The 21,854-nt window shown below is 66.8% G+C and carries 19 protein-coding genes and 2 pseudogenes; 9 read left to right on the top strand and 12 right to left on the bottom strand.

What is annotated here, in order from left to right; genetic code table 11:
- Positions 1–101 precede the first annotated feature (101 nt).
- Positions 102–2,333 carry an NADP-dependent isocitrate dehydrogenase gene (locus AWC25_RS22915; protein ID WP_085167774.1) on the top strand — a complete coding sequence of 744 codons (2,232 nt, stop codon included), beginning with the start codon at positions 102–104 and terminating at the stop codon, positions 2,331–2,333.
- Between the two features lie 9 nt (positions 2,334–2,342).
- Here the strand turns inward: AWC25_RS22915 and AWC25_RS22910 are convergent, their stop codons facing one another.
- Positions 2,343–3,185: an alpha/beta fold hydrolase gene (locus AWC25_RS22910; RefSeq protein ID WP_169717158.1), complete on the bottom strand. Its 843-nt coding sequence runs from the start codon at positions 3,183–3,185 to the stop codon at positions 2,343–2,345.
- 82 nt (positions 3,186–3,267) lie between these two features.
- Here AWC25_RS22910 and trpS point away from each other — a divergent pair, with 82 nt between their 5' ends.
- The gene (trpS, locus tag AWC25_RS22905; RefSeq protein ID WP_085167772.1) at positions 3,268–4,299 is read left to right on the top strand and encodes a tryptophan--tRNA ligase; all 1,032 of its coding nucleotides are present in this window, start codon (positions 3,268–3,270) and stop codon (positions 4,297–4,299) included.
- 30 nt (positions 4,300–4,329) lie between these two features.
- Positions 4,330–5,358, top strand: a complete 1,029-nt coding sequence (gene yhjD, locus AWC25_RS22900; protein ID WP_069399059.1) for an inner membrane protein YhjD — start codon at positions 4,330–4,332, stop codon at positions 5,356–5,358.
- Here the strand turns inward: yhjD and nagA are convergent.
- Genes nagA through dacB1 form a run of 3 tightly spaced genes read right to left on the bottom strand, consistent with a single transcriptional unit; the run spans position 5,355 to position 9,054 of the window.
- The gene (gene nagA, locus AWC25_RS22895) at positions 5,355–6,482 is read right to left on the bottom strand and encodes an N-acetylglucosamine-6-phosphate deacetylase (protein ID WP_085167770.1); all 1,128 of its coding nucleotides are present in this window, start codon (positions 6,480–6,482) and stop codon (positions 5,355–5,357) included. The genes yhjD and nagA overlap by 4 nt on opposite strands.
- Positions 6,473–7,813 (bottom strand): sugar porter family MFS transporter, encoded by a 1,341-nt coding sequence (locus AWC25_RS22890; protein ID WP_085167768.1) that lies wholly within the window; start codon positions 7,811–7,813, stop codon positions 6,473–6,475. The genes nagA and AWC25_RS22890 overlap by 10 nt, the downstream gene beginning before the upstream one ends.
- Complete coding sequence (dacB1, locus tag AWC25_RS22885) at positions 7,810–9,054, bottom strand: D-alanyl-D-alanine carboxypeptidase DacB1 (protein WP_085167766.1); 1,245 nt, start codon at positions 9,052–9,054, stop codon at positions 7,810–7,812. Before dacB1 ends, AWC25_RS22890 begins: the two co-directional genes overlap by 4 nt.
- Before the next feature lie 181 nt (positions 9,055–9,235).
- Between dacB1 and AWC25_RS22880 the strand changes: the two genes are divergently transcribed.
- Positions 9,236–9,532 (top strand): hypothetical protein, encoded by a 297-nt coding sequence (locus AWC25_RS22880; protein ID WP_085167764.1) that lies wholly within the window; start codon positions 9,236–9,238, stop codon positions 9,530–9,532.
- Here the strand turns inward: AWC25_RS22880 and AWC25_RS22875 are convergent.
- Entirely contained in the window at positions 9,510–10,961 is a 1,452-nt protein-coding gene (locus AWC25_RS22875) for an aspartate aminotransferase family protein (RefSeq protein ID WP_085167761.1), read from the bottom strand. The two genes, AWC25_RS22880 and AWC25_RS22875, sit on opposite strands and share 23 nt — an antisense overlap.
- Between AWC25_RS22875 and AWC25_RS22870 the strand changes: the two genes are divergently transcribed.
- Together AWC25_RS22870 and AWC25_RS22865 are read left to right on the top strand one after the other, a co-directional pair.
- Positions 10,917–11,828, top strand: coding sequence for a sigma-70 family RNA polymerase sigma factor (locus AWC25_RS22870; RefSeq protein WP_085167759.1), 912 nt, complete (start codon positions 10,917–10,919; stop codon positions 11,826–11,828). The genes AWC25_RS22875 and AWC25_RS22870 overlap by 45 nt on opposite strands.
- Before the next feature lie 60 nt (positions 11,829–11,888).
- Entirely contained in the window at positions 11,889–13,469 is a 1,581-nt protein-coding gene (locus AWC25_RS22865; RefSeq protein WP_142279005.1) for a metallophosphoesterase, read from the top strand.
- 8 nt (positions 13,470–13,477) lie between these two features.
- On the opposite strand, the pseudogene AWC25_RS22860 reads toward AWC25_RS22865, so the two are convergent.
- The 5 genes and pseudogenes from AWC25_RS22860 to sdhC all read right to left on the bottom strand — a co-directional run.
- Positions 13,478–14,093: pseudogene (locus AWC25_RS22860) on the bottom strand (carboxymuconolactone decarboxylase family protein); the annotation flags it as partial.
- A 16-nt stretch (positions 14,094–14,109) separates the two neighbouring features.
- The gene (locus AWC25_RS22855; RefSeq protein WP_069399050.1) at positions 14,110–14,901 is read right to left on the bottom strand and encodes a succinate dehydrogenase iron-sulfur subunit; all 792 of its coding nucleotides are present in this window, start codon (positions 14,899–14,901) and stop codon (positions 14,110–14,112) included.
- The gene (sdhA, locus tag AWC25_RS22850; RefSeq protein WP_069399049.1) at positions 14,901–16,655 is read right to left on the bottom strand and encodes a succinate dehydrogenase flavoprotein subunit; all 1,755 of its coding nucleotides are present in this window, start codon (positions 16,653–16,655) and stop codon (positions 14,901–14,903) included. The genes AWC25_RS22855 and sdhA overlap by 1 nt, the downstream gene beginning before the upstream one ends.
- Before the next feature lie 4 nt (positions 16,656–16,659).
- On the bottom strand, positions 16,660–17,130 hold the full coding sequence (locus AWC25_RS22845) for a succinate dehydrogenase hydrophobic membrane anchor subunit (RefSeq protein WP_085167753.1): 471 nt from the start codon (positions 17,128–17,130) through the stop codon (positions 16,660–16,662).
- Positions 17,127–17,465, bottom strand: coding sequence for a succinate dehydrogenase, cytochrome b556 subunit (gene sdhC / locus AWC25_RS22840; protein WP_069399047.1), 339 nt, complete (start codon positions 17,463–17,465; stop codon positions 17,127–17,129). The genes AWC25_RS22845 and sdhC overlap by 4 nt, the downstream gene beginning before the upstream one ends.
- A 264-nt stretch (positions 17,466–17,729) precedes the next feature.
- On the opposite strand from sdhC, the gene AWC25_RS22835 reads away from it, so the two are divergent.
- The 3 genes from AWC25_RS22835 to AWC25_RS22825 are packed head-to-tail and all read left to right on the top strand — an operon-like array spanning position 17,730 to position 20,511.
- A complete protein-coding gene (locus AWC25_RS22835) occupies positions 17,730–18,131 on the top strand; it encodes a cytidine deaminase (protein WP_069399046.1) in 402 nt (133 codons plus the stop codon).
- A complete protein-coding gene (locus AWC25_RS22830; protein ID WP_069399045.1) occupies positions 18,128–19,426 on the top strand; it encodes a thymidine phosphorylase in 1,299 nt (432 codons plus the stop codon). Before AWC25_RS22835 ends, AWC25_RS22830 begins: the two co-directional genes overlap by 4 nt.
- Positions 19,423–20,511 (top strand): adenosine deaminase, encoded by a 1,089-nt coding sequence (locus tag AWC25_RS22825; protein ID WP_069399044.1) that lies wholly within the window; start codon positions 19,423–19,425, stop codon positions 20,509–20,511. Before AWC25_RS22830 ends, AWC25_RS22825 begins: the two co-directional genes overlap by 4 nt.
- 16 nt (positions 20,512–20,527) lie before the next feature.
- Here the strand turns inward: AWC25_RS22825 and AWC25_RS26920 are convergent, their stop codons facing one another.
- Positions 20,528–20,743 (bottom strand): hypothetical protein, encoded by a 216-nt coding sequence (locus AWC25_RS26920; RefSeq protein WP_157118255.1) that lies wholly within the window; start codon positions 20,741–20,743, stop codon positions 20,528–20,530.
- Positions 20,744–21,568: 825 nt separating this feature from the next.
- A pseudogene (locus AWC25_RS27910) lies at positions 21,569–21,679 on the bottom strand (DUF222 domain-containing protein); the annotation flags it as partial.
- Between the last annotated feature and the right edge of the window lie 175 nt (positions 21,680–21,854).

The following is a 21,854-nucleotide window of genomic DNA, read 5'->3' as shown; positions in this document are numbered from 1 at the left end:
GAGACTATCTTACTGCGTCGACACCGTGCCAACTCGTGCTTGATAACGTGGCACCAACACCGCTTTAGACCCCCCAAAAAATCAACGTCGGGAGAGGGACCGTGAGCGCCGACAAGCCGACCGTCATCTACACACTGACCGACGAGGCGCCGCTGCTGGCGACCTACGCCTTCCTGCCCATCGTGCGGGCCTTCGCCGAACCGGCCGGCATCGAGATCAAGACCAGCGACATCTCGGTGGCCGCGCGCATCCTGGCCGAATTCCCCGAGGATTTGACCGACGAGCAGCGCGTCCCCGACAACCTGGCCGAGCTGGGACGGCTGACCAAGCTGGCCGACACCAACATCATCAAGCTGCCGAACATCAGCGCCTCGGTACCGCAACTGGTCGCCGCCATCAAGGAACTACAGGACAAGGGCTACAAGATCCCCGACTTCCCGCACAGTCCGAAAACCAAAGAGGACAAGGAAATTCGCGAGCGCTACGCCAAATGCCTTGGCAGCGCTGTCAACCCGGTGCTGCGGCAGGGCAACTCGGACCGGCGCGCACCCAAGGCGGTCAAGGAGTACGCGCGCAAGCATCCGCACAGCATGGCGGAATGGTCGCAAGCGTCGCGCACCCACGTCGCGACCATGAAGCACGGCGATTTCTACCACGGCGAGAAGTCCATGACGCTGGACCGCGGGCGCAACGTGAAGATGGAGCTGGAGACCAAGGACGGCAAGGTACTCACGCTCAAGCCCATGGTGTCGCTACGTGAGGGCGACATCATCGACAGCATGTTCATGAGCAAGAAGGCCCTGGTCGAGTTCTACGAGCAACAGATGCAGGACGCCTACGAGACCGGCGTGATGTTCTCGCTGCACGTCAAGGCGACCATGATGAAGGTCTCGCACCCGATCGTGTTCGGCCACGCCGTGAAGGTCTTCTATAAGGACGCGTTCGCCAAGCACCAGGCCTTGTTCGACGAGCTCGGCGTCAACGTCGACAACGGACTGGTCGACCTCTACGACAAGATCGAGTCGTTACCGGCGTCGCTGCACGACGAGATCATCCGCGACCTGCACGCCTGCCACGAACACCGCCCCGAGCTGGCCATGGTCGATTCGGCCAAGGGAATCACCAACTTTCACTCGCCCAGCGACGTGATCGTGGACGCGTCGATGCCGGCGATGATCCGAGCCGGCGGCAAGATGTACGGCGCCGACGGCCGGCAGAAAGACACCAAGGCCGTCAACCCCGAGTCGACCTTCTCCCGGATCTACCAGGAGATGATCAACTTCTGTAAGACGAACGGCCAGTTCGACCCGACCACGATGGGCACCGTCCCCAACGTGGGTCTGATGGCCCAGCAGGCCGAGGAGTACGGCTCGCACGACAAGACATTCGAGATCCCCGAGGACGGCGTCGCCAACATCGTCGACCTCGACACCGGGGACGTCCTGCTCACCCAGAACGTGGAAACCGGCGACATCTGGCGCATGCCGATCGTGCGGGACGAAGCCATCCGTGACTGGGTGAAGCTCGCCGTGACCCGGGCCCGCAACTCGGGCATGACGGTGGTGTTCTGGCTGGACACCGAACGGCCGCACGAGGTCGAGCTGCGTAAGAAGGTCAAGGAGTGCCTCAAGGAGCACGACACCGAGGGCCTGGAGATCCAGATCATGCCGCAGGTGTGGGCCATGCGGTACACCATCGAGCGGGCAGTGCGCGGGCAGGACACCATCGCCGCGACCGGAAACATCCTGCGCGACTACCTCACCGACCTGTTCCCGATTCTCGAGCTGGGCACCAGCGCCAAGATGCTGTCCATCGTGCCGTTGATGGCCGGCGGCGGCATGTACGAAACCGGAGCGGGCGGTTCGGCCCCCAAGCACGTCCACCAGCTCGTCGAGGAGAATCATCTGCGCTGGGATTCCCTCGGTGAATTCCTCGCTCTGGGAGCATGTTTCGACGACATCGGCATCAAGACCGACAACGCCCGCGCCAAGCTGCTCGGTAAGACCCTAGACGCGGCGATCGGCAAATTGTTGGACAACAACAAGAGCCCGTCGCGCAAGACCGGTGAACTCGACAACCGCGGCAGCCAGTTCTATCTGGCCCTGTACTGGGCCCAGGAACTGGCCGCCCAGGACGAGGACCAAGAATTGCGTGACCGGTTCGCCGCGCTGGCCGAGTCGCTGAGCCAGAACGAGGACACCATTGTCTCCGAACTGGCCGCGGCGCAAGGGAAACCGGCCGACATCGGCGGCTACTACTACCCGGACCCGGAGAAGACGACCGCCGTGATGCGGCCGAGCAAGACCTTCAACGAGGCACTGGCCAGGGGCTGACCCGCCGGCCTAGCCTGCCGGCGGATCGGCGATCTGCGCCGGGCGGACGCACTCGTCGAGGAATTCCAGGATGACCTTCGCCACCCGTTCGGGAGCTTCGAACATCGGCACGTGCCCGACACCGTCGAGCTCGGTGACCCGGTGGCCCTTCGGCAGCTGGCGGGTGAAGTGCCGGCTGAACCTGGGCGACGGGATCACCCGGTCCTTCTCGCAGATCACCAGCTGGGCGGGGACGGCGGTGAGCGCGAGCTCGCGCAGGCCGGGCATCAGCAACGACTTGACCAGCAGCTGAAAATAAGCGGGGCAGTGGGCCACGTCGTCGATGACGTCGGCCAGTTTGCGCTCGCTGACGCCTTCCGGGGTGGCGCTGAGCGCATAGGTGGCCAACCGGCGGCTGAAGGGCAGCTGCAGCACTCGCGGACCCAGCAGAAAAGCCAGCACCAGCATCGGGATACCGAGCACGAACTTGCCGATGACCTCGAATTTCGCCGGGGTCCACCGCGTCCAGCCGCCGGCCGGTGCGATGCCGGTGACGCTGCGGGCCCGGCCGCGCCGTTCGAGTTCGAACGCCACCCAGCCGCCCAGCGAGTTGCCCACGATGTGGGCGGTGTCCCAGCCCAGCTCGTCCATCTGCCGCTCGACGTGCTCGGCCAGCACCTCGGAGCTCAGAAACCAGGTACCGGCCGACGGCCCGCCGTTGTGACCCGCCATCGTCGGAGCGAACACCTCGAAGCGGCCGGTGTCGGCCAGCTGCTGGGCAACGTCCTCCCACACGGTCTGGGAGAGCAAAAACGGATGCAGCAGCAAGACCGGCTCTCCGGAACCCAGATGGATCGGCGCGCGAGTGCTCATGTAGCCGACATTAAATGCGGTACCGCCGGTACCGCAAGCAAGCCCGCGCCGCGGAAACCGGACGTGAAAAGATCGACACATCATGAGCACCGCTACCGGACACAGCCGGATTTTCTCCGGCGTGCAGCCCACCTCCGACTCGCTTCACCTCGGCAATGCGCTGGGCGCGATCACCCAGTGGGTCGCGCTGCAGGAGGACTGGGGAGACGACTGGGACGCATTCTTCTGCGTGGTGGACCTGCACGCCATCACCATCCCGCAAGATCCCGAAGCGCTGCGCCGGCGCACCTTGGTCACCGCGGCCCAGTATCTGGCGCTGGGCATCGATCCCGCCCGCAGCACCGTCTTCGTGCAAAGCCACGTGCCGGCGCACACCCAGCTGGCCTGGGTGCTGGGCTGCTTTACCGGGTTCGGGCAGGCGTCGCGGATGACGCAGTTCAAGGACAAGTCGCTGCGGCAGGGCAGCGATTCGACCACCGTCGGCCTGTTCACCTACCCGGTGCTGCAGGCCGCCGACGTGCTGGCCTACGACACCGATCTGGTGCCCGTCGGCGAGGACCAGCGCCAGCACCTCGAGCTGGCCCGCGACATCGCCGAGCGGTTCAACTCCCGCTTCCCGGACACCTTCGTCGTCCCCGACATGCTCATCCCCAAGGCCACCGCCAAGATCTACGACCTTGCCGACCCGCGGTCCAAGATGAGCAAATCGGCGGCCACCGATGCGGGCCTTATCAACCTGCTCGACGATCCGGCGAAGTCCGCCAAAAAGATTCGCTCGGCCGTGACCGACAGCGAGCGTGAGATCCGGTTCGACACCGAGGCCAAGCCGGGTGTGTCCAACCTGCTCACCATCCAATCGGCGGTGACCGGCATCGACATCGACAAGCTCGTCGACGGCTACGCCGGGCGCGGCTACGGCGACCTGAAGAAGGACACCGCCGAGGCGGTGGTCGAATTCGTCACCCCGATCAAGGCCCGAGTCGACGAATTGACGGCCGATATCGCCGAATTGGAGGCGGTGCTGGCGGCCGGAGCCGAGCGCGCCGAGGATGTGGCCGGAAAAACGGTGCGGCGGGTTTACGATCGGCTGGGGTTCCTGCCGCAACGGAGGTAAGGCCCCGCGTGTCACCTGGGAGCCGCCGCCATGACTGAACCGGCCAAGCCGGGATTTTTTGACCGACTGCGCGCCCGGTTCGGCTGGCTCGATCACGTGATACGTGCCTACACCCATTTCGATGCGCGCAACGGCGGGTTCTTGGCGGCCGGTCTCACCTACTACACGATCTTCGCGCTATTCCCTTTGTTGATGGTCACTTTCGCCATTGTCGGTTTTGTGCTGTCCCGTGATCCGCCGCTGATCGAGACCATCAACAACCACATCCGCGGCTCGGTCTCCGGCGCGCTGGGTCAGCAATTGGTAGACCTGATGAACTCGGCGATCGAGGCGCGGGCGTCAGTCGGCATCATCGGGCTGATCACCGCGGCGTGGGCCGGTCTTGGTTGGATGTCGCACATGCGCGGCGCCGTGACTACCATGTGGTCGGACGAGCAGTACGAGTCGGCGGGCTTCGTGCGCAACAAGATCTCCGATCTGATCGCGATGGTCGGCACGTTCGCCGTCATCGTCGTCACGCTGGCGCTCACCGCGCTCGGGCACGCGGCACCGATGCGTGCACTACTGAGATGGCTTGGGCTACCCACTTTTTCGGTGTTCGACGAGATCTTCCGGGCGGTTTCGATAGCGGTGTCGCTGCTGGTGTCCTGGCTTTTGTTCACCTGGCTGATCGGGCGGCTGCCGCGGCACCAGGTCAACCTGGCCGACGCGGCTCGGGCCGGGTTGCTGGCGGCAATCGGCTTCGAGTTGTTCAAGCAGGTGGGGTCCATCTACCTACGGGTGGTGCTGCGTAGCCCGGCGGGCGCCACTTTCGGCCCCGTGCTGGGCTTGATGGTGTTCGCCTACATCACCGGTTATCTGGTGCTTTTCGCCACCGCGTGGGCGGCCACTGAGTCCGGCGATCCGCGGCTTGCGCACACCCCGCCCCCGGAGCCGGCGATCATCGCTCCGCGCGTGGCCCTCGACCAGGGGATCAACACCCGCCAGACGCTGGCCGCGATGGCGATGGGAGCCATTGGCGCCCTGGCCTTTTCCCGGTTGACTCGCCGGCCGCGTTAACGCCAGTCGCCGCCCACCATCACCGCGGTGACCCGCAGCTCGCGGTCCAGCACCACCAGATCGGCGGCGTAGCCGTCGCGCAGCGCGCCGACCCCGTGCAGGCCGAGCGCCCGCGCCGGTGTCGCCGACGTCATCCGCACCGCCGCTGCCAGGGCGGCATCGGGGTCCGGGCCGAGCTGGGCCGCCGCACGAAAGAGCCGATCCATCGTGGCGGTGCTGCCGGCGATCGTCGACGTCGAACTCACCCGCGCCACACCGGCTTCCACCTCGACGGGCACCGATCCCAGCCGATACGTGCCGTCCGCGCAGCCCGCCGCGGCGATGGCATCGGTGATCAGCGCGACGCGGTCGGGCCCGGCGGTCCGGATGACGGCACCCACCATGGCGGGATGCACGTGCACGCCGTCGGCGATCACCTCGACGGTGACGTCGGGGTTCTCGAGCAGCGCGAGCACGGGTCCGGGGTCGCGGTGGTGCAGCGAGGGCATCGCGTTGAACAGATGCGTGCCGACGGTGGCGCCCAGCGCGATCGCCTGACGCGTCTGCTCGTAGTCGGCCGCGGTATGTCCCACGGCCACAACCACACCCGCGTCCGCGAACCGGCGGATCGCCTCGGTGCTGCCACGGCGTTCCGGGGCCAGCGTGACCATCCGGATCGCGCCCGCCCCCGCGGCCAGAACATCGTCGACCTCGGCGGCGGTGGGATCGCGCAGCTGGGTGGCGTCGTGGGCGCCGCAGCGCGCCGCGGACAGCCACGGCCCCTCCAGATGCACGCCCGCGACGATGCCCGCACGGGTGGCGTCGGCGAGGGCGCGGACCCCCGCGAGCAGCTCCTCCGGCGAGGCGGTGACCAGGCTGGCCATCGTGGTGGTGGTCCCGTGCCGTCGGTGAAACGCGGCGGCGTCGGCGATGTGCTCGGCGTCCAGATAGGAGGCACCGCCGCCGCCATGCACATGCATGTCGATAAAACCCGGCACCACAAGGCAATCCGAAAATTCGCGGTCCGGCGGTCCCGGCGGCGCGCCGTCCCCGCAGCCGCGGATCCGTCCGTCGGCGACCTCAATCCAGCCGGGTCGGCAGATCCGGCCGTGCAGGGCCACGGCGTCGGCGCGAATCAGGGGCATGGGTCCTCCCAGCGTCCGCCATTCTCCCAGAAGTGCCGAATATCCTCGAGCTGGCGGCCTTTCGTCTCCGGGGCGTACCGGTAGACGAAGCCGAACGCGATGGCGGCCAACCCACCGAACACCGCGAAAGTCCCTGCGCCGCCGAGGGAATGCAGCATGGTCAGGAAGACCGCCGCGACGATGGCGTTGGCCACCAGATTGGCGGTGAGCATGGTGCTCGACCCGAGGGAGCGCAGCCGGGTGGGGAAGCTCTCGCTGGCGTACACCCAGCCCAGGGAGCCGAAACCCAGCGTGTAGCCGACGATGAACACCACGATGCCGGCGAACCCGAGGATCGCGCCGCCGAAGCCGCGGCCGAACACGACCGTCAGGATCAGGTCTGCCGCCACCATCATCGCGATGCCGCACAACAGGATTGGCCGTCGGCCCACCCGATCGACCAGGGCCAGTGCCGTGCCGACCGCCGCCAGGCCGGCGACTTGCACCAGCGCCGGCAGGCCGAGCAGCGCGAAATTCCCGGTGAACCCCATGGCTTCGAAGATGCGGGGGCTGTAGTAGATGATCGCGTTGATGCCGGTGATCTGGATCAGGAAACCGAGCGTGATCACGAACAGGGTGGCCCGCAAGTACGGCGGCCGCAGCATCTCGGACAGGCCACCGCTTTCTTCGGTGACCGCGCGGTGGATCTCGGCCAATTCCTGGTCGGCGTTGGCGGCGGGTTCCACCCGCAACAATGCGTGACGGGCGTCGTCGGCCCGCCCCTTCAGCAGGTACCACCGCGCGGTGTCGGGCAGTCGAATCACCAACGGCAGCAACAGTATTGCGGGTGCCGCGGCCAGTCCCAGCATCCATCGCCAGCTGTGTGTGCCGGCCAGCAGGTATCCGGTGAGGTACCCGACGATCAACCCGCTGACGATGGCCAGCTGATAGGTGGTCAGCAGCGCGCCGCGGACGGCTGCCGGCGCCGACTCCGCCACGTAGACCGGCACTACCACCACCATCACGCCGATGGTCACACCCAGCAGCAGCCGCGCCGCCAGCAGCATCGGCAGGGCGATCGAAAACGCGCCGAGCAGTGCGAAGACCGCATAGCCGACCAGGATTAGCAGCAGCGACCGTCGCCGGCCGATCGTATTGGCCAGCGCGCCGGCGCCCAGCGCCCCCGCGATCTGCCCGATCACGACCATCGTCGTTAGCAGTTCCTGCTGGCTGGTGGTGAGCCGGAAATCCTCGGTGACGAACAACTGCGCGCCGGCGATGATGGACAGGTCGTACCCGTAGATGAGACCGACGCTGGCGCCGGTCAGCCCAACGCGCGATCCCGCGGTCAACGGTGCTGGTGTTGGGGCCGACGGTTCATCGACCGCGCCACCATGATCAACGCGAACACGATGATCGCGCCGATGATGCCCACCCCCACTCGCACCGGCAACGCGTCGCCGGCCGGCAACAGGTTGGCGGCCTGGGCGCCGTTGGCGCGGCGGTCGGCGGCGTTGTCCTGCTTGGGAATCAGCGACGGGTCAGGCTCGATCAGCGCGCCGACCTGGGTGCCCTGCGGGGTGGCGAACCCGTAGTCCAGCAGGTGTGCCGCCTGCTCCCACGGGGCGATCGGCTGACGGGTGCCGTGCAGCAGCACCGCCACCAGGCGGCGGCCGTCGTGGTTGGCCGCGCCGACGAACGTCTGGCCGGCGTCGTCGGTGTAGCCGGTCTTGCCGCCGAGCGCTCCCGGGTACTTGTAGAGCAGCTGGTTGTCGTTTTCCAGCTCGTAGCCCGGGTGGTCGCCGTGGCCGGGGAAGTCGAAGGTCTTCGTTGCGACGATGTCCGCGAAAGTCGGGTTCTGCCAGGCGTATCGGTAGAACAGCCCGATGTCGTAGGCCGAGGTGCTCATGCCGGGACCGTCCAGCCCCGACGGCGTGGCCACCCGGGTGTCGCGCCCGCCGAGCTTGGCGGCCAGCACGTTGATCTTCTCCAGCGCCTGCTGCATGCCGCCCAGCTGCATCGCCAGCGCGTGCGCCGCGTCGTTGCCGGAGTGCATCAGCAGCCCGTGTAGCAGCTGGTTGACCGTATAGACCCCGCCGTCATCCACGCCGACCTTGGTGCCCTCGGCGGCCGCGTCGTCGGAAGTTCCGGTCACCGACTTGTTCAGCGGCAGCGCGTTCAGCGCGGCCATCGCGACCAGCACCTTGATAATGCTGGCGGGACGGTGCCGGCCGTGCGGGTCCTTTGCGGCGATCACCGCGCCGGTGTCCAGGTCCGCGACCAGCCAGGCCTCCGCGGAGACGTCGGTGGGCAGCGGCGGGGTGTCCGGCGCGGTGACGATGCCGCAACTGGACAGCGCGTCCCCGCCCACCGGCTTGGGCGGCACGGCCAGCGGGATCGGCGGGTCGCCGGCTTGGGGCACCTCCGAGGAGTCGACCGCGGGCGGGGTGTTGACGCGGTACGGGCAACTGGGCGCCCCGGCGTTGGGTCCGGGGTCGGGCTCGGCGAGCGCGGCCGGGACGCCCGACACGGCCGGGGCGGCGGCCACAAAAAGGGCAACTGCCAGGCATGATGCAGAACGTGAGAGGCTCATCAACTGTGCAGACTAGGCGATCGGACCGCCGATGCGGGGGAGCCGCGCTGTGACTATTGGGACAGATGTTACAACTGTCGTCGACCGGCGGCGGCGGCGCCGAGCCACTACGCTGGCAGGGGTCAACAGCCGCCGACGTGGAAAAGGGTGCGCCATTCCAAACGAGGGTCCAAACCAGGGTTTGTGGTCGAAGTGGCGGCGCAACCGCGGTGGCAGCGACGGGGCGGCCAGCGCGCCGCGGTCGCTGGAACAATTGTTCAAACAGGTGGAGAAGTCGACTCAGGTGCGCCGCACCGGGCTCGACAAGGTCCTCGCCGAGCTACAGATGCACCGCGACGCCGCCCCCGACCCCGAGATGCGTTCCGCGCTCGCCTGGTTGTGCAACTCGCTGTCGCGGTTCGTCAACAACCCCAGCGCGGCGCACGCCCGTCAGCTGGTGATGGCCACCGGCACCGCTAGAGCCGCGCTGGGTCGTTGAGCTCGCGGTTCCACGCCTCGCTGAGCACCCCGCGCAGGATCGACTCGATCGTGTCGAATTCGGCCTGACCGCTGATCAGCGGCGGCGCCAGCTGGATGACCGAATCCCCGCGATCGTCGGTGCGGCAATACAACCCGGCCTCGAACAGCGCCTTGGACACGTGCCCCAACAGGGCGCGGCGTTCGTCGTCGGTGAACGTCTGCTTGGTGGCCTGGTCCTTGACCAACTCGATGCCGTAGAAGTATCCCTCGCCGCGGACGTCGCCGACGATGGGCAGGTCGTAAAGCTTTTCCAGGGTGGTCCGGAAGGCCGGCGCGTTGGTCTTGACGTGGTCGGTGATGCCCTCGCGCTCGAAGATGTCGAGGTTGGCCAGGCCGACGGCGGCCGAAACGGGATGGCCGCCAAAGGTATACCCGTGCGGGAACATCGTCGCGCCGTCGTTGAACGGCTCGAACAATCGCTCGCTGGCGATCATCGCGCCGATCGGCGAGTAGCCCGACGTCATGCCCTTGGCGCAAGTGATCATGTCCGGGACGTAGCCCATGTCGTCACAGGCAAACATCGAGCCGATCCGACCGAAAGCGCAGATCACCTCGTCGGAGACCAGCAGCACGTCGTACTCGTCGCAGATCTCGCGAACCCGCTCGAAATAGCCTGGGGGAGCGGTGATGCTGCCGCCGGCGTTTTGCACCGGCTCCAAGAAAACCGCCGCCACCGTCGAGGGTCCTTCGAACTCGATTGCCTCGGCGATGCGGTCGGCAGCCCACCTGCCGAAGGCCTTGGCGTCGGTGCCGAACGGCTCCGGCGCGCGGTAGAAGTTGGTGTTGGGCACCCGGAACCCGCCGGGGGTCACCGGCTCGAACGGCTCCTTGAAGCGCGGCAACCCGGTGATGGCCAGCGCGCCCTGCGTGGTGCCGTGATAGGCGACCGCACGCGAAATCACCTTGTGTTTCCCGGGTTTACCGGTGAGCTTGAAATACTGCTTGGCGACTTTCCACGCGGTCTCGACGGCCTCGGTGCCGCCGGTGGTGAAGAAGACCCGATTCAGGTCGGCGGGGGCGTAGTGCGCCAACCGCTCGGCGAGCTCGATCGCGGGCGGTGTGGCGTAGCCCCACACCGGGAAGAACGCCAGCGTGCTCGCCTGCCGGGCCGCGGTCTCGGCCAGCTCGGTGCGGCCGTGACCGACTTGAACGGTGAACAACCCGGACAGCCCGTCCAGGTAGCTCTTGCCGCGGTCGTCGTAGATCGTGACGCCCTCGCCACGCGTGATGATCGGCGGCGTGAATGCTGGGCCGTGCCGGGTGAAGTGCAGCCAAAGATTGTCAGTCATCGTGGTATCGAGCCTAGTGCTCGAGCGCTGCTCGACTGAGCATAGGCTCGGGCCATGACCTCGACCCAGGTCAGCGGATTCGAGGAGCTGCGGCCGCATCTGATGGCCGTCGCCTACCGGCTGATGGGCACGGTGTTCGACGCCGAGGACATCGTCCAGGAGGCCTGGCTGCGGTGGAACAAGCAGGATGCGCCGATCACCGACGTGCGGGCCTGGCTGACCACGGTGGTCAGCCGGTTGGGGCTGGACCGGCTGCGGTCGGCCGCCCACCGCCACGAGACGTACACGGGCAACTGGCTGCCCGAGCCGGTGGTCACCGGCCTGGATCACCCAGTTTCTGAAGCCGATCCGCTCAACGCGGTGGTGGCCGACGAGGATGCCCGCTTCGCGGCGATGGTGGTGCTGGAGCGGCTGTCGCCGGATCAGCGGGTCGCGTTCGTGCTGCACGACGGGTTCTCGCTGCCGTTCTCGGAGGTGGCCGAGGTGCTGGGCACCACCGAAGCGGCCGCGCGGCAACTGGCCTCGCGGGCCCGCAAGGCGGTCGCGGCCGACCCGCCACCTCGGCCCGACCCGTCGCACAACGAGGTGGTCGGTCGGTTGTTGGCCGCCATGTCCGAAGGTGACCTGGACACCGTGGTGTCGCTGCTGCATCCCGACGTGACGTTCACCGGCGACTCGAACGGCAAAGCGCCCACGGCGGTTCAGGTCATCCACGGAGCCGACAAGGTGGTCCGCTTCATGCTCGGCCTGTCGCAACGGTACGGCCCCTCGATGTACACGGCGTACGAGTTAGGTTTCGTCAACGGCGAACTCGGCGTCTACACCGCCGGTTGCCCCGCGAGCGAGGGATACCGACAGATGCTGCCGCGCATCACCGCGGTCACCGTGCGCGACGGAAAGGTCTGCGCGCTATGGGATATCGCCAATCCGGACAAGTTCAGCGGTTCACCGCTGCGAAAAGCATGATAGGACTTAACTATTAGGGCGTGAGCCGGAAATCGCCTGGGGCTGCCTACAATCGCGGAGATGCCGGAGCCTACGGCGATGTACTCGGAGAATCTGCATGCCGCGCTGTGGCGTTCTGCCGCCGCCGGGGTGCTCGGCGGCACCGCAGGCCGCACAGCCGATCTCGATTGGGCCGCCAATCCCATGCTGGCCGGTATCGATCGGCACGTCCGGGCGCTGGAAAACGGTCTCCCAGTCCGCCCGCCGCGACGCGCCGGCACCGACCACCGGGATCCGGACGTCATCGCCTACCTCTCCGAGCTGCAGCAGCGGCTCGTGCATTCGCAGCTGAACGACGACCCGGTGCTGACTGCCGAACTACGCCGGCAGCTCAAGACGTTTGCTCATCAGGATTCGGCGCTGGACCAGTTGGGGCAGAAGTACTTTGAGTACTATGCCGGGTATCCGTATCACCAACCCGGCACCCCGGCCTACCGCTGCTGGCAGGAACCGGACGCCGGCAACGGAGACGCCGACTTCGGGCTGATCGAATGGCGGCTGCCCGCCGATGCGACGATTGCCATCGTCGGCGACGTCGGCACCGGCACCGACTTGGCGGCCGCGACGCTGGTCGCCGCGCTGTCGTTTCGGCCGGACGCGATTCTGCACCTGGGGGATGTGTACTACTCGGGGACCACGTTCGAGGTCGAACATCGCTTCGTCGGGTTGTTCGAGTCGGTGTTCACCGCGACCGGCCATCGCGCGCCGGTATTCGGCGTGCCGGGCAATCACGAGTACTTCACCGGCGCGCACGCCTACCTGGCGGCGCTGGACGGCGCAGCGTTGCAAACGAGACCGGACCAGCGCCAGCAGGCCAGTTATTTCGCGCTGCGCTCGGCCGACGACGGCTGGCAGTTCCTCGGCATGGACACCGGCTTCTACGGCCACACGGTCAGCATGCCCATCGAGGCGCAGCGGGCGGCGCTGGCGGTATTGCACCGCCGCCACCCCGAGATTCCGCTCGATCCGGGTTCGCCCGCGGTCACGCTGTCGGTGCCGCAGCCGGAGATGGTGCGGCTGCGCGACGACGAAGTCAGCTGGCATACCCGGCACGCGACCTCGTTTCCCGGCCGCACCGTGCTGTTGTCCCACCATCAGCTGTACTCGGCGCGCTGGGAGATCGGGCGCGCGCAGCGGCGACTGGCCGTCGCCGGCGGCGGCACCCGCCCCGATCCGGCCGATCTGAACCGCGTCTGGATCGACACCGACCTGTGGCGTCAGGTCGGCCCGCTGTTCGGGCACGTGGCGGCGTGGTTCTGGGGCCACGAGCACAACCTCGGGATCTTCGCCGACGGTTATCGACCGCCCGGCTGGCCGGCGGACCTCGGCGCCGACGCGGCGATCTTTCGGACGCTGCCGAAGGGGCGTTGCTGCGGCCACGCGGCGATACCGGTCAACATCCGCGATGCGCCCTATGCGCGCGACTTTCCGGTGCCCCTCAAGCGGGCGGACCTGCAGCTCGGCCGGCACGGGGACTGGTATCACCGCGGTTTTCAGATCCTGAACTTGCGCGGAGCCGGAAAACCCATGGCCGCCAGATATTTTCAGGTGGCACGGCTGGATCCCACGCCGCTGCTGATCCATCGCGAGACCATCGCCTGACCGGCCGGCTACCCGGTAGCCCACGGAATGCGGCAGCTGTCACCGGAACTGAAACCCTGCTCGGTGATGCCGAGCGCGGAGTTCATCCGGGCCCGCATGTTCTCCAGCCCGACCTGATACGTCAGCTCGATCACCCCGGCATCGCTGAAACGGGCGCGCAGATCTTCGACCTGTTCGTCGGTGACGGTGTGCGGGTCGGTGCTCAGGGCGTCGGCGTAGGCGATGGCGGCGCGCTCGTCGTCGGTGAACGCCGTCGAGGTGGCGTAGTTGTCGATCTCCTGGAGCCGCGCGATGTCCAGGCCGTCCAGGCGCTGCAGCATGGCTCCGAAGTCGACGCACCAGGAACAGCCGATCGTCCGGGCGGTCCAGAACACCGCGAGCTCGCGCACGCTGGCGGGCAGCGTCCGGGACGCCCGCTCGACCAGCGTCTCGTGCACGGCACCGGCGACCAGCAGCTTGCGGTGATGCGCGGACACGGCGAACGGTTCGGGAACCTGGCCGAAGCGGCGTTTGGCGAATCGGTACATGGCCCGGGTCATCAGTCCGGCGCGTTGGGGCGGTAGGGGTTCGATGCGGGTTTTCTGTTTCATACCCCTGAAGACGAGGCAGCCCGCCCGAGTGTGACCAGACGTCGGCACCTTCAGCGCGAGAACATCAGCGCGCGCTTGACCTCTTGGATCGCCTTGGTCACCTGGATGCCCCGGGGGCAGGATTCCGTGCAGTTGAAGGTGGTGCGGCAGCGCCAGACGCCGTCGACCTCGTTGAGGATGTCGAGACGCTCACCGGCGGCCTCGTCGCGGCTGTCGAAGATGAACCGGTGCGCGTTGACGATCGCGGCCGGCCCGAAGTAGCTGCCCTCGCTCCAGAACACCGGGCAGCTGGTGGTGCAGCACGCGCACAGGATGCACTTGGTGGTGTCGTCGTAGCGGGCCCGGTCGGTCGGGCTCTGGATGCGTTCCCGGGTCGGCGGGTTGCCGGTCGTGATCAGGTACGGCTTGATCGCGCGGTAGGCGTCGAAGAACGGCTCCATGTCGACCACCAGGTCCTTCTCCACGGGCAGCCCGCGAATCGGTTCGACCGTGATGGTCAGCGACTTCCCCGTCTTTTTGGGCAGCAGGTCGCGCATCAGCACCTTGCAGGCCAACCGGTTCACGCCGTTGATCCGCATCGCGTCCGATCCGCACACGCCGTGTGCGCAGGAGCGGCGGAAGGTCAGCGTGCCGTCCAGGTAGCCCTTGATGTAGATCAGCAGGTTCAGCAGCCGGTCGCTGGGCAGACACGGGACCCGAAAGCTTTGCCAGCCACCGGTTTCGGCGAACGCATCGGGATCGTCCGGGTTGAACCGGGCGATCTTGAGCGTCACCATCACCGCGCCGTCCGGGACCGGCGGCAACGGCGGGTCGACGGTCAACACTTCGGGTTCAGCCGTCATCAGTACTTCCGCTCCTTGGGTTCGTAGCGCGTCTGCACGACGGGTTTGAAGTCCAGCGCGATGTCGCTCAACAACTCGCTGCCCTGCTTGTAGGCCATCGTGTGACGCATGTAGTTGACGTCGTCGCGGTTGGGGTAGTCCTCGCGGGCGTGGCCGCCACGGGACTCCTTGCGGTTCAGCGCGCCGACCACGGTGACTTCGGCCAACTCCAGCAAAAAGCCCAGCTCGATGGCCTCTAGCAGGTCGCTGTTGAATCGTTTCCCCTTGTCGTGCACGGTGATTCGGGAGTAGCGCTCCTTGAGCGCGTGGATGTCGGTGAGCGCCTGCTTGAGCGTTTCCTCGGTGCGGAACACCGCGGCGTTGTTGTCCATCGTCTGTTGCAGGGCGCCGCGGATGTCGGCGACACGTTCGTTGCCGTGCTCGCTCAAGATGTCGGCCACCCAGCCGACCACCATCGCCTCGGGGTTGGGCGGCATGTCGACGAAGTCGTGGCTTCGGGCGTAACCGGCCGCGGCGATCCCGGCGCGGCGGCCGAAGACGTTGATGTCCAACAGCGAATTGGTGCCCAGCCGGTTGGCGCCGTGCACCGACACGCAGGCGCACTCGCCGGCGGCGTACAGGCCCGGGACGGTAGAGGTGTTGTCCCGCAACACTTGTCCGGTGACCGTGGTGGGGATACCGCCCATCACGTAGTGACACGTCGGGTAGACCGGCACCAGCTCCTTGACCGGGTCGACGCCCAGGTAGGTGCGGGCGAACTCGGTGATGTCGGGCAGCTTGGACTCCAGTACGTCCTCGCCGAGGTGGCGCACGTCGATGTAGACGTAGTCCTTGTGCGGCCCGGCGCCACGGCCCTCCAGAACTTCCAAAACCATTGAGCGGGCCACGATGTCACGGGGCGCGAGGTCGACGATCGTTGGGGCGTAACGCTCCATGAAACGTTCACCCTCGCCGTTGAGCAGTCGGCCGCCCTCGCCGCGCACGGCCTCGGAGATCAAAATGCCCAGGCCGGCCAGGCCGGTGGGGTGGAATTGATGGAATTCCATGTCTTCCAACGGAAGTCCCTTACGGAACACGATGCCGATGCCGTCGCCGGTCAGGGTGTGCGCGTTGGAGGTGGTCTTGTACATCCGGCCCGAGCCCCCGGTGGCCAGCACCACGGCCTTGGCATGGAAGACGTGGATGCGCCCGGTGGCCAGCTCGTAGGCGACCACCCCGGTGGCGACCGGGCCGCCGGGGGTTTGGGTGAGCACCAAATCGAGTGCGTAGAACTCGTTGAAGAACTGCACGTCGTGCTTGACGCAGTTTTGGTAGAGCGTCTGCAGGATCATGTGGCCGGTGCGGTCCGCGGCATAGCAGGCCCGGCGCACCGGAGCCTTGCCGTGGTCGCGGGTGTGTCCGCCGAACCGGCGTTGGTCGATGCGGCCCTCGGGGGTGCGGTTGAACGGCATCCCCATCTTCTCCAGGTCGAGCACCGCGTCGATGGCTTCCTTGCACATGATCTCCACGGCGTCCTGGTCGGCGAGATAGTCACCGCCCTTGACGGTGTCGAAGGTGTGCCATTCCCAGTTGTCGTCTTCGACGTTGGCCAGCGCGGCGCACATGCCGCCCTGGGCGGCGCCGGTGTGGCTGCGGGTGGGGTACAGCTTGGTCAGCACTGCAGTACGGACGCGCGGACCCGCCTCTACCGCGGCGCGCATGCCGGCGCCGCCCGCCCCGACGATCACCACGTCGTATCGGTGTTGCTGGATCATCGGGTTAGCCTCCGATATTCGGGTCGAACGTCACCAGCACGTAGGTACCCAGCACCAACGTGAAGCCCATCGACAGCAACAGCAGGCTGTTCAGCCAAAACCGGGTGCTGTCCTTGCGGCTGTAGTCGTCGATGATGGTGCGCAGGCCGTTACCGCCGTGCAGTTGCGCCAGCCACAACAGCGCCAGGTCCCAGAATTGCCAGAACGGCGACGCCCACCGCTGCGCGACAGAGTTGAAGTCGATCCGGTACACGCCGTTGTCCCACATCAGCATGATGAACAGGTGCCCGATCGCCAGGAAGACCAGGGCGATGCCGGAGAACCGCATGAACAGCCAGGCGAACTTCTCGAAGTTGGGAATGCCGGCCCGGCGCCGCGGGGAGCGCGGGTTGTCCAGGCTCGGCGGCCGATCGTGACTGCGCTGCAGAACGGGCGCCACCTCGCCGCGACCGAGTTGAAGATCGGGGCTGCTCATCGGAAGTGCTCCATCATGTGAATGCCGACGGTCACCGCCGCCGGCACCATGACCAGTAGGTAGATCACGGCAATGACCCACAGCATCGTCTTCTGATGACGCGGGCCCTCCGACCAGAAGTCGATCAGGATGATGCGGATCCCGTTGAGCGCGTGGAAAAGCACCGCGGCGACCAACCCGAACTCCATCAGGCCGACGATCGGGGTCTTGTAGGTCTGGATCACTTCGTTGTAGGCCTGCGGGCTGACCCGGACCAAGGCGGTGTCCAAGACGTGCACGAACAGGAAGAAGAAGATCGTCGCACCGGAAATGCGATGCAGTACCCACGACCACATGCCCGGATCTCCCCGATACAGGGTCCGAGGTGGCCGCCGTTTACGTACTGACTCCGGTGACGGTGCCGGTGATGCGGAATCTGCGGTTGTCGCTTGTGTGCTCAAACCAGTCCTTAAATCGTCTGCGAAAGTAAGGCCGGGAAACTGAGCTTAGCCCGGTAACGATGCGTCCGGTACCGGATAAGACCATCGGCGAACGGCGCTTTCGCGCCACCGTTAGGGTTGGTTATCTCGAGCTGAACCCACCGTGATTGGGGTTGAAAGATGGCCGATATCGACTGGAATTTGCTGCGCGACAAAGCAATACAGGCGGCGGCGGGAGCCTACGCCCCATATTCTCGATTTCGGGTGGGGGCGGCCGCGTTGGTCGACGACGGTCGGGTGGTCATTGGCTGCAATGTGGAAAATGTCTCATATGGCCTGGGTCTCTGTGCCGAATGCGGCGTGGTATCTGCCCTGCATACGACGGGTGGCGGCCGGTTGATCGCCCTGGTGTGTGTTGACTCACGCGGTGCCCTGCTAATGCCGTGCGGGCGGTGTCGGCAGCTGTTGTTGGAGCACGGCGGCCGCGACTTACAAATCGCGCATCCGTCCGGCCCGCGTCGCCTCGTCGACCTGCTTCCCGATCCGTTCGACGGCGACGATTTGGCCCGGGGGCGTCGTTGAGCGACATCGCTTTCGACGCTCCGACGATCATCCGGACCAAGCGCGACGGCGGCCGGCTCTCGGACGCCGCGATCGACTGGGTTATCGAGGGCTTCACCGACGGCCGTGTCGCCGACGTGCAGATGGCGGCGCTGTTGATGGCGATCTTTTGGCGCGGTCTGGATCATCGCGAGCTCGCCCGCTGGACGGCGGCGATGCTGGCCTCGGGTGCGCGACTGGATTTCACGGGGTTGAGCTCGGGGGGTAGGCCGCTGATGACGGTGGACAAGCACTCCACCGGCGGTGTCGGTGACAAGACCACGCTGGTGCTGGTGCCCGTCGTCGCGGCCTGCGGCGCCGCGGTGCCCAAGGTGTCCGGCCGCGGGCTCGGCCATACCGGCGGCACCCTGGACAAGCTGGAATCCATCGCCGGATTCACCGCGGAGATCTCCACTCGTCAAGTGCGGCAACAACTTTGCGATATTGGAGCGGCGATATTCGCGGCCGGAGAGTTGGCGCCGGCCGACAAGTTGATCTACGCGCTGCGCGACATCACCTCGACCGTCGACTCATTGCCACTGATCGCCAGCTCCGTGATGAGCAAGAAACTCGCCGAGGGCATCGGCGCGCTGGTGCTCGACGTCAAGGTTGGTTCGGGTGCGTTGTTACCGGAGTCGCAGTGCCGCGAACTCGCACGGACCATGGTGGAGCTGGGCGCGGCGCATGGGGTCCCCACGCGCGCGGTGCTGACCGACATGGAGTGCCCGCTGGGCGCGGCCGTCGGCAACGCGCTCGAGGTCGGCGAGGCGCTGGAGGTGCTGGCCGGTGGCGGGCCGGCCGACGTTGTGGAGCTGACGGTGCAACTGGCCGCCGAAATGCTGGCGCTGTCCGGGGTCGACGGCCGCGATCCGGCGGAGACGCTGCGCGACGGCACCGCGATGGACCTGTTCCGTCGGCTGGTCGGCGCGCAGGGCGGCGATTTGTCGATACCGTTGCCGATAGGTGCGCATACGGAGACCGTGATCGCCGCCCGGAGCGGCACAATGGGGACTATCGACGCTATGGCAGTGGGGCTGACGGCTTGGCGACTCGGTGCGGGCAGGTCCCGGCCGGGCGGCGCGGTGCAACCGGGCGCCGGCGTCCGGATACACCGGCGGCCCGGCGAGCCGGTGGCCGCCGGACAGCCGTTGTTCACCCTCTATACCGACACCCCCGAACGCTTCACCGCCGCGCTGGCCGAGCTGGACGGCGGCTTCAGCGTCGACGACAGCGCGCCGGCGGCGCGGCCGCTGATCCTGGATCGGATCGGCGCATGAGGGTCCCGCTGGAGTTACGGCAGATCGAGAAGGCGCCGAAGGCGCTGCTGCACGATCACCTCGATGGGGGTCTGCGCCCGTCGACCGTGCTGGATATCGCCGGCCAGACCGGTTACGACGAACTGCCCGCCACCGATGCCGACGAGCTGGCGACATGGTTTCGCACCCGGTCGCACAGCGGCTCGCTGGAGCGGTATCTGGAGCCGTTCTCGCACACCGTGGCCGTCATGCAGACGCCCGAGGCGCTGTATCGGGTGGCCTACGAGTGTGTGGAAGATTTGGCCGCCGATTCGGTGGTCTACGCCGAGATCCGGTTCGCCCCGGAGCTGCACATCAACCGCGGGTTGTCCTTCGACGAGGTCGTCGACGCCGTGTTGGAGGGCTTTGCCGCCGGTGAGAAGGCGGCGGCCGCGGCCGGGCGACCGATCGTCGTGCGACTTCTGGTGACCGCGATGCGCCACGCCGCGTTGTCCCGGGAGATCGCCGAGTTGGCCATCCGGTTCCGGGACCGCGGTGTGGTGGGGTTCGACATCGCCGGGGCCGAGGCGGGTAACCCGCCCACCCGGCATCTCGACGCCTTCGAGTACATGCGAGACCACAACGCGCGGTTCACAATTCACGCCGGGGAGGCATTCGGGCTGCCGTCCATCCACGAAGCGATCGCGTTCTGCGGCGCCGATCGGCTGGGCCACGGGGTGCGCATCGTCGATGACATCCAGGTGGTCGAGGGGCGCGGTGTGCAGCTGGGCCGGCTGGCATCGATATTGCGGGACAAGCGAATTCCGCTGGAGTTATGCCCGAGCTCGAATGTGCAGACCGGCGCCGTCAAGAGCATCGCCGATCATCCATTCGACCTGTTGGCCAGGGCGCGGTTCCGGGTCACCGTCAACACCGACAATCGGCTGATGAGTGACACCACGATGAGCCTCGAGATGCACCGGCTGGTAGAGGCTTTCGGTTACGGCTGGGCCGACCTGGAGCGGTTCACCATTAACGCGATGAAGTCGGCGTTCATTCCGTTCGACGAGCGGCTGGCCCTCATCGACGAGGTGATCAAGCCCCGCTATGCGGTGCTGATCGGTTAGCCGGCGGCGGTTCGAGTCAGATGTGGCCCATGCCGCCGCCGTGACCGATACCGCCCATATCACCGCCGACATGGTCCATACCTCCCAAGCCGCCCAAGTGGTCCATACCTCCCAGGCCGCCGATATGGTCCATGCCACCCAGGCCGCCGAGGTGGTCCATGCCGCCCAGACCGCCCATTGCAGGCGTGTCGACGTGCGGCGGGTCCACCGGCGGCGGTGCGATGGGATCCATCGGCGGTGGTGGGGGCGCGAAAGGCCCTCCCGCACATACGGGATCGGCGGGCATGCTGATGCACGAGAGATCTGCCGGACCGGTGGGTGCTGACGGGCCAGGCGGAGCTGCGGGCGGGGCGGGCGCGGGGTTCGCCGCAAAGGGGCCGCCCTGACAAAGGGCGTCGCCGGGCATCGCTATGCATCTGGGATCGTTTGGCCCGGTGGGCGTGTCGTCCGCGTGAGCGAGGGCCGTCGTGCCCAGCGGAGTTACCGCGATAAGTGCCCCGGCCACAGTAAGTTTGGCGATCGTGCCCCGGACGCCCCAGGTATCACATCCGTCCATCCGTCCCCCAGCTTTGTTTTTTACATACTTAAACACGCTTGCTTCCCTTTGCGGAATAGTCAATTTTCACGCGTTCCGCAGGAGGCGACGTGGGCTCGACGCGGTAGCTGACGCATCGGCGTGCGGGGCAGGCACGCGTTTACGAAATTAGACAAATGTCAGTAGCCGGGCGGGTTTTCGCGTTACCGAGGACGGCGGGTTGGGGATGCTGCGGCTTCACCGCGAAGCGCAGCACCGAAGCTTGGGTAGAAGATCTCGACTATTTGCTGTGGGACGCCGCTAGAACGGCGGTGGTACGTCATCGGGTGGGGGGCTGCGGCGAGCAAAGCGGCCCAACGCTTTAGACGCGCTTCCCGCCTGTATCGGTTGTCCCGGCGCTCGGTGGCAATGCTCGCGGCTCGGCTCTGGGCACGGGTGCGGGTTGGCATCGGCATAGGCGCCGGTCCGGGTGGCGCATCGCGGTCTGGCGTTGCAGCGACCGGCGTCGCGACCTCGCCAGGGCACGGCCGGAAGTCGCTCATGCATGGCCCGGGCGTAACGCAGATTGCTGTGGCCCATCGCCACACTCGTGCCGGGCGCGGCGGCGACTTCGGCCGCCACCGCACGCCGCGTCGCCGATCCGGGTGAGCAAGGTCGATGCATCGGACACGTGTTCGAGCATTTTCGGGGCACTGACCGCGTTGACTCGCCAGAAATGCGCGTGAAAGGGTTTATTCGTTGCCTCACTGAAAATGCGCGCGTACGCCCAGTGGATGGGGTTGACGTTGGCAGAGCGCAGGGCAATCAC

Origin of the sequence: Mycobacterium sherrisii (genome assembly GCF_002102355.1) — a bacterium.
Lineage (GTDB): Bacteria > Actinomycetota > Actinomycetes > Mycobacteriales > Mycobacteriaceae > Mycobacterium > Mycobacterium sherrisii.
Note: the sequence above shows the minus strand (reverse complement) of the source record. Positions and strands in the feature narration are given on the sequence as shown.